The 8,031-nt window shown below is 33.8% G+C and carries 4 protein-coding genes and 1 other RNA gene; 4 read left to right on the forward strand and 1 reads right to left on the reverse strand.

Annotation, left to right across the window (positions count from 1 at the left end):
• The first annotated feature begins 44 nt into the window (after positions 1–44).
• A complete protein-coding gene (locus tag GKZ86_RS24100; protein ID WP_154785579.1) occupies positions 45–2,507 on the forward strand; it encodes an outer membrane beta-barrel family protein in 2,463 nt (820 codons plus the stop codon).
• Positions 2,508–3,230: 723 nt separating this feature from the next.
• Positions 3,231–4,616 (forward strand): class II fumarate hydratase, encoded by a 1,386-nt coding sequence (fumC, locus tag GKZ86_RS24105; RefSeq protein ID WP_154785580.1) that lies wholly within the window; start codon positions 3,231–3,233, stop codon positions 4,614–4,616.
• Between the two features lie 134 nt (positions 4,617–4,750).
• Here fumC and GKZ86_RS24110 read toward each other — a convergent pair whose 3' ends face one another.
• Positions 4,751–5,953, reverse strand: a complete 1,203-nt coding sequence (locus GKZ86_RS24110; RefSeq protein WP_154785581.1) for an NAD(P)-dependent oxidoreductase — start codon at positions 5,951–5,953, stop codon at positions 4,751–4,753.
• A 240-nt stretch (positions 5,954–6,193) separates the two neighbouring features.
• On the opposite strand from GKZ86_RS24110, the gene GKZ86_RS24115 reads away from it, so the two are divergent.
• Positions 6,194–7,399: a serine hydrolase gene (locus GKZ86_RS24115; RefSeq protein ID WP_154785583.1), complete on the forward strand. Its 1,206-nt coding sequence runs from the start codon at positions 6,194–6,196 to the stop codon at positions 7,397–7,399.
• Positions 7,400–7,466: 67 nt separating this feature from the next.
• Positions 7,467–7,862, forward strand: a transfer-messenger RNA (tmRNA) gene (gene ssrA, locus GKZ86_RS24120).
• The last annotated feature ends 169 nt before the right edge of the window (positions 7,863–8,031 follow it).

Below are 8,031 nucleotides of genomic sequence, written 5' to 3' on the forward strand. Positions count from 1 at the left end.
AGGCTACATTTGTGGTCTAAAAGGAAAAGAAACCAGAAAAAACAATGAAAAAAATCAAATTTGCTGTATTACTTGTATTGCTTTTTACAAGTTTTTACAACTATGCACAACAAGCACCTGCTGGTAACAAAGTAAAAGTCACTGGAAAAGTTTTCGAAAAAGTAAGCAAGCAACCTCTTGAATATGCTACCATTTCGATTACAGCACCAAATGACACCAAAGTTATCGCCGGTGGAATAACAAACCCTAAAGGAGAATTTGAAGTTGCCGTAGCTCCCGGAACTTACGATATAAAAATTGAGTTTATTTCGTTTAAACCAACAGAAATAAAACAAAAAAGCATTCAGGATAATACCGATTTAGGTGCTATAAACCTATCTGAAGATGCAGCACAATTAAACGAAGTTGTTGTTCGTGCTGAAAAATCGACAGTCGAAATAAAACTGGACAAAAAAGTATACAATGTTGGTCAGGATATGATGGTAAAAGGCGGAACTGTAAGTGATGTTCTGGACAATGTACCATCGGTTTCTGTTGACAGTGAAGGAAATGTTAGTTTAAGAGGAAGTGATAATATCCGAATTTTAATTGACGGAAGACCTTCAAACGCTATTAATGTTGCCGAAGCTTTACGCCAGCTTCCTGCTGATGCCATTGATAAAGTAGAAGTTATTACAAATCCATCTGCACGTTATGATGCAGAAGGTGGTTCAGGTTTGATTAATATTATTCTGAAAAAAGGTAAAAACCAAGGTCTTAACGGAACTTTTATTGCTTCAACAGGTCTTCCTGAAACATACGGATTAAGCGCCAATTTGAATTATAAAACTGAAAAGTTAAACTACTTTACAACTGCAGGTTATAATTACCGAACTAACGAAGGTGGTGGGCAAACCAATACTGAATATTTAAATGCTGACGGAACTCCAAAAAGTTATTTGGATGAAGATCGTGATACCAAAAGAACTTCAGAAGGATTTAATGGAAGAGGCGGTGTAGAATGGACGATAACGCCAACTACTTTTTGGACGAACGCTATTAATTACCAAAAAAATTCAGGTGACACCAGAGATTTAATCAATTATAATAATTTTGATGCTGCCCACGCTTTTACAGGAACTTCTTTCCGATTAAACAATGGAGATACCGGAAGTGAAAATGTAGAATATACTTCAAATTTAATCAAAAACTTCAACGATAAAGGTCATAAACTTACGGCTGATTTATCTATTTCAAGAAATACAGATGACAGTAATAGTATTATTACAGCATCTCCAAATTTCAATACAACATTAAACAATCAGGTTCAAAAACAAGTTTTATTACAAGCCGATTATGTTTTGCCATTAGGCAAATCAAGTCAGTTTGAAGCCGGATATAAAGGTAGTTTTGGAGACTTAAATAATAAATACTTCGTAACTGATGATCAGGGTTTACAAGATCCAAACTTATCAAATACTTTAGAATACAAAGAAAACATCAACGCGATCTATACACAGTATGGTTTTAAAGTAAATAAGTTTTCTTATTTATTTGGCCTGCGTTGGGAAGACACTAATATTCAGGTAAATTTATTAGACACAAACAACTTCAATACTAAAAAGTATAACAATTTGTTTCCAAGTGCTTTTATTAGTTATGAAATTTCAGATCAAAGCAATTTCACAGCCAGTTACAGTAAACGTTTAACAAGACCAAGAGGACGTTTCATGAATCCGGCAGTTAACTATTCTAGTAATGTAAATATCTTTCAGGGAAATCCTGATTTAGATCCATCATTAACTGATAAATATGATATTGGATATATTAAACGTTGGGACAAAGTAACTTTTACTACTTCGGCTTATTTTGAAGATACTAAAGATGTTTTTAGCTTTGTTAGAACTCCAAACGGTCAGGAAGTAAACGGAATTCCGGTTATTTTAAGCAGACCTATTAACTTAGGAAAAGAACAAAAATATGGTTTCGAATTTACTTTAAACTATACGCCGTTTAAATGGTGGAGATTAAACAGTAACTTCAATCTTTATAATGTAAAAACAACAGGAAAAAACACTTACACCGATACAAATGATAATCTAGTAGTTCAAAACCTGGATAATCAAGCCAATACATGGTTCGCCAGAGCTAGTTCTAAAGTAACTTTACCATACAAAATAGACTGGCAATTAAGCGGAACTTATAATGGTGAACAAAAAACGGCGCAAGGTAAAAACTTAGATCAGTTCTCAATGAATACTTCTTTAAGTAAAGATGTAATGAAAGATAAAGGTACAATTGCTTTTAATATTAGTGATATCTTCAACTCAAGAATCATGAGATCATACACTTATCTTCAAAACGCTACAACACTTGAAAGCCAGACATCTTATGGTGAAATGCAATTTCGTAAACGTCAGTTCAATTTATCATTTACATATCGCTTTAATAAAGCTAAAAGCGAAAGAGAGAAAACGCCTAAAAATGACGGAAACGGTAATGATGGCGGAGGAGATTTTCCTGGATAATATAGGTTAAAAATCAAATTTAAAATTCCAATTATAAGACTTTAAAAATGAAGTTTTATAATTGGAATTTTTTATTGGAATTTGTTTTATGGCATAAAAAAAAGGACTCGCAAAACGGGTCCTTTTTTTATGAAATCAATTTAAAATTAAATTGATTGTTCTTGTCTTTTCTTTGCTCTTTTCTCTTTGAACATTTCCCAGCTAGCGCCCGTAACCCAAAAAGATACGAAACCAACTAAGAAAAACATCAACCAAAACCCTATAGTTAGTATGGTCAAGAAAAGTAAAAAACCTAAGTACTGTGAAAATTCAAACATGTTTTCCGGAATTTTTGAATGTAATGACAAATGTATGTTATATATTTTTCCTTAGCAATAAAAATCAAATCAATTTTCGTAAAATCACAATAATCCGTATATTTAAACTCATTTTAAATAAGGGATTTTTTTAATTATTATTTAAGTATCTAAATAAGAAGAATATGAGTATTTTCAGGAGCTATTTCCCGCTATCCGTTACAATCTTTTATGTCCGCCGAGGCAGGACATAAAAGGATTTTCACTACTATCGGGGCTAAAAAACATTCATTTTCAAAAGAAATTTTAAACCTCAAAATAAAAAATCCGTTTTAATCAGCGTTTTTACGAAGTAAATCAGCGTCATCTGCGTTCCCTTTACCACAAACATAACTCAAATTACATATAACTCTATACAAACAACAAAATGAAATACAGAATAGAAAAAGACACTATGGGCGAAGTTCAGGTGCCGGCAGATAAATATTGGGGAGCACAAACAGAACGTTCAAGAAATAATTTCAAAATCGGACCATCAGCCTCAATGCCACAAGAAATCATTGAAGGCTTTGCCTATCTAAAAAAAGCCGCCGCTTATGCCAATGCTGATTTAGGTGTTTTACCTGCTGAAAAAAGAGATGCAATTGCAGCCGTTTGTGATGAAATTTTAGCCGGACAATTAAAAGATGAATTTCCGTTAGTAATCTGGCAAACAGGTTCAGGTACACAAAGCAATATGAACGTGAACGAGGTTATTGCCAATCGCGCACAAGTTTTAAAAGGTTTTCAAATTGGCGAAGGCGAACCGTTTATCAAAGCCAATGACGATGTTAATAAATCACAATCATCAAACGACACCTTCCCTACTGCGATGCACATTGCAGCTTATAAAGTTGTTATTGAAACTACAATTCCGGGAGTCGAAAAATTACACGCGACTTTAGCCGCAAAAGCAGCCGAATTTAAGGAAGTTGTAAAAATTGGACGAACACATCTTATGGATGCAACTCCATTAACTTTGGGTCAGGAAATTTCAGGTTACGCGGCACAATTAGCATACGGATTAAAAGCGCTTAAAAATACTTTAGCCCATTTATCTGAAATTGCTTTGGGAGGAACTGCGGTAGGAACCGGATTGAATACGCCAAAGGGTTATGATGTAAAAGTAGCCGAATATATTGCAAAGTTCACCGATCACCCGTTTGTAACTGCTGAAAATAAGTTTGAAGCTTTAGCCGCGCACGATGCCATTGTTGAGACACACGGCGCGTTGAAACAATTAGCCGTTTCATTAAATAAAATTGCCAACGATATTAGAATGTTAGCTTCCGGGCCTCGCTCTGGAATTGGCGAAATTCATATTCCTGAAAACGAACCGGGATCTTCTATCATGCCCGGAAAAGTAAACCCAACACAATGTGAAGCTTTAACGATGGTTTGCGCACAAGTTATAGGAAACGATGTAGCAATTTCTATTGGAGGCATGCAGGGACATTATGAGTTAAACGTTTTCAAACCAGTTATGGCTGCTAATTTTCTTCAATCGGCACGTTTGTTAGGCGACGCTTGTGTTTCATTTGATGAACATTGCGCTCAGGGAATCGAACCAAATTACAAACGTATCAAAGAATTAGTAGATAATTCGTTAATGTTGGTTACCGCTTTAAATACTAAAATTGGATATTATAAAGCTGCTGAAATTGCTCAAACAGCGCACAAAAACGGAACTACTCTTAAAGATGAAGCCGTTCGTTTAGGATACGTTACTCCTGAAGATTTTGATGCTTGGGTAAAACCTGAGGAAATGGTTTAGTTTTAATGGTTTAATTGTTAATTGTTAATTGTTGATGATGAATTATTGAATCACTTATAAAAAAAGAGCTTTCTAAAATTTAGAAAGCTCTTTTCAATTAACCATTTATAATTAACAATTCACAATTAAATAAATTACTTGCCATCAACGTAATCCTGTAAATAACTAAATCTTGGCGTTAACTTTCCATTTTCGGTTATTTTAGCTCGTTGTAGAATTCCGTCTTTATCTCCGTTAAAAAATGCCGGAATAACGTGTTCCATAAATTGTTCTCCAAAACCTTCGCTGGCATCTTTTGGAATTTCGCATGGCAAATTATCAACTGCCATTACCACAACTGCTGCAGGATGAAAAACATCTACTTCTTTATCTTCCAAAGGAAAATAACCATATAAAGGTTCCGCAATTGTTGACGATCTCAAAGTACTGGCAATTGGCCCGTCTACATCACATGAAATATCTGCCACAACTTTTAGCTTACAATCACTGGCATTTAGCATTTCTCTCGTCAAAATCATTGGAGCTCCACTTGCGTGAAAATGACCTGCAAAATAGATATCTGATACTTTAGTGAATTTTTCAAAATCCGAAACATATTCCTCAGGATGGCTTACAAAATCATTAAAGTCAAGAGATTGTCCATCAATTCTTTTATTATATTCTAAAACATCTAACTGAACGTAAACAGCCTGCGTGTAATTTTTAGCTAAATAATTATCAACTGTAATTTCTTTTATTTTAATCGCTTCCAGGATTTCTTTAGCCCCGCTGCCTACTTTTCCGGTTCCGGTAACAACAAATTTTAAAGCTGGCATTGTTATGCGTTTCAAATGCATAATCAAAGCTTCTTTTCCGGCTAAAGTTTCTGCTTTTGGTAATTTGAACAACTCAAATTTAATTCCGAAAGCACGAATTCCGTTATAAACACCAACCATTCCGGCATATTTTCCAAAACCAATCAAACGGCGATTCTGATCATCAACAATAGTTTCATGATCGTATAAATCGATATTTTTTTCTAAAATCGCTTTTAACAGCTTTCTATTATAAGGTTGCTTTTTTATAGTATGTGAAAAAAAGAAATACGCTTTATTTGGAATTAAATTTTCAACAGGAACTTCTTTTACACCAAATAAAACATCACAATCTGAAACATCATCTGTAATAGTTATTCCCATACTTTTATATTGGATGTCAGAAAAAATTCTAATATCTGAGCTTTCTACCTCAATAATTGCATCATGAAAGCGCTGCTTTAGTTTTGCAAGTTCGTTTGGTGCAAACACCACACGCCTGTCTGGTGGGGTTTTTCTTTCTTTTATAATTCCAAATTTCATTTATAGCCGATTAAGATAAATATTAATATAACTTTTTGAATTCAATTTGTTTCAAATATAACAAAATTAGTTAAATTTTTGTTGCTTTTTTCTAATTTCAAACATTTTTATAACGTTAGTAGCTGATGTACAATCAACTAACAAAAAAAGATGTTAAGATAATGTTAAAAAATACTTTCCCAGAGATTGAAAAGCCCGAAACATAAATATTGAATTCTATATATTTGTTTTTAAAGAATGATGAAAATGAGCTTCCTTAAAAAAACAAATATACCACAAATACTTTTTCTAATTTTAGTTTTAGCTTCATGTGGAAAAGATAATAAATCAACAAAAATAGAAACAGTAGCGGTAGAAGAAGATACTTTACCTAAAATGAAGCCGTTAGGACCTGAAAAAAGAATTACGCAAGCTTACATAAACTCTGTTAAAGGAAGAATAAATAATTTTTATACTAAAAACTGGCCGAACAACAGTATGAACGGTAGTTTTTTGGTGGCAAGAAATGGCCAGATTATATTTGAACGATATAATGGTTTTGCCAATAAAAATGAAGGCACGAAAATAACTGCAGAAACGCCTGTGCAAATTGCCTCTGTCAGTAAAGTTTTGACTGCTACAGCTGTTTTAAAACTTGTTAATGCAGGCAAAATAGATTTAGACCAGAAAGTAAATACGATTTTAAAAACGTTTCCGTACGAAGCTTGTACGATCAGAATGCTTTTATCGCATAGAACCGGAATGCGAAATTATGCTTATTTCACAGATCACGATAAAACAGTTTGGGACAGGCATAATCAGCTAACAAACAAAGATATTTTAGACATCTTAGCCACAAAAGATATTGGCCTGGAATCAACGCCGGGAACCCGTTTTAGCTATTGCAATACCAATTATGCAATGCTAGCCTTAATTATTGAAAAAATTACAGGGCTGAAGTATAAAGAAGCAATGTCTCAAATGATTTTTAAACCATTAGGGATGACACATACGTATGTTTTTGATGATGATAAAGACAGAAAAAGTATTGTACCTTCTTATAAAGGTAATGGTGCTGAAATTGGTTTTGATTATTTGGATAATGTTTACGGGGATAAAAATATTTTCTCAACAGTACGAGATCTTTTAAAATTTGACAGAGCCAGAAATTCACCTGATTTTTTAAAACCTGAATTACTAAAACAAGTTTACACTGGTTACAGTAATGAACGTAAAGGTGAAAAAAATTATGGTTTAGGAATTCGAATGATCAATTGGGATTCAGGACAAAATTATTACTTTCATAATGGTTGGTGGCACGGAAATACCTCATCGTATGTACCTTTAATGAAAGAACATGTTACCATTATTGCGTTATCAAACAAGATGACAAGAAAAACATACGCAGTTCGAAAATTGGCTCCAATTTTTGGCGATTATCCGTTTGTTTTTAAAGATGATGAATAGTATAATTTTTCTCGAAAATTTATTACGAAACTAACTTCAAATAGTATAAATTTGCAAACTCATTTTTGGGGTCGACTGGTTTTGACAGCAAGTCGAATTGAAAAGTAAGCACGTCGAGCATTGAGACCTTGCTCGTAAATATAAGATCTTACAATTTTACACGGCGAAAATAACTACGCTTTAGCTGCATAATCTGAATTATAGTAAGATTAGCCACGTCCCTATCAGATAGGGAAGCTGGATTCTCCTTGAAAGCCTTGGTTTATGGCGGTCAGTACAGGAGAACCGTAAAAGTAAACCTAGATTTCCATGAGCTTCGGGTGGATTTCGAAATTAAGAAGATAAGTGTTGAGTGGTTGTTCCTGACCTAGCTTAACATCGAAAATCCAATCAGGAAATAAACGCGTAGAAAGCTCTTTAGTTGCTTGTTTGGACCCGGGTTCGATTCCCGGCGACTCCACAAAAAAGCCTGTAAAACCATCATTTACAGGCTTTTTATTTTACAGTTGACAATTTAGTTGATATTTTCATTGTTAATAAGAAACTTTCACTATCTGGAAAAAACGGTCAAATTGACCATAGATTTTCAGTTTAAAATGATCACTCGATTCGGAGCAAACTGATCACCTAAT

Source organism: Flavobacterium sp. LC2016-13, assembly GCF_009707955.1.
GTDB lineage: Bacteria > Bacteroidota > Bacteroidia > Flavobacteriales > Flavobacteriaceae > Flavobacterium.

Bases quoted from the DNA above. Each gene is read 5' to 3' on its own strand.
- fumC (WP_154785580.1), top strand. From the start codon at position 3,231: ATGAAATACAGAATAGAAAAAGACACTATGGGCGAAGTTCAGGTGCCG.
- GKZ86_RS24110 (WP_154785581.1), bottom strand. From the start codon at position 5,953: ATGAAATTTGGAATTATAAAAGAAAGAAAAACCCCACCAGACAGGCGT.
- GKZ86_RS24100 (WP_154785579.1), top strand. From the start codon at position 45: ATGAAAAAAATCAAATTTGCTGTATTACTTGTATTGCTTTTTACAAGT.
- GKZ86_RS24115 (WP_154785583.1), top strand. From the start codon at position 6,194: ATGAAAATGAGCTTCCTTAAAAAAACAAATATACCACAAATACTTTTT.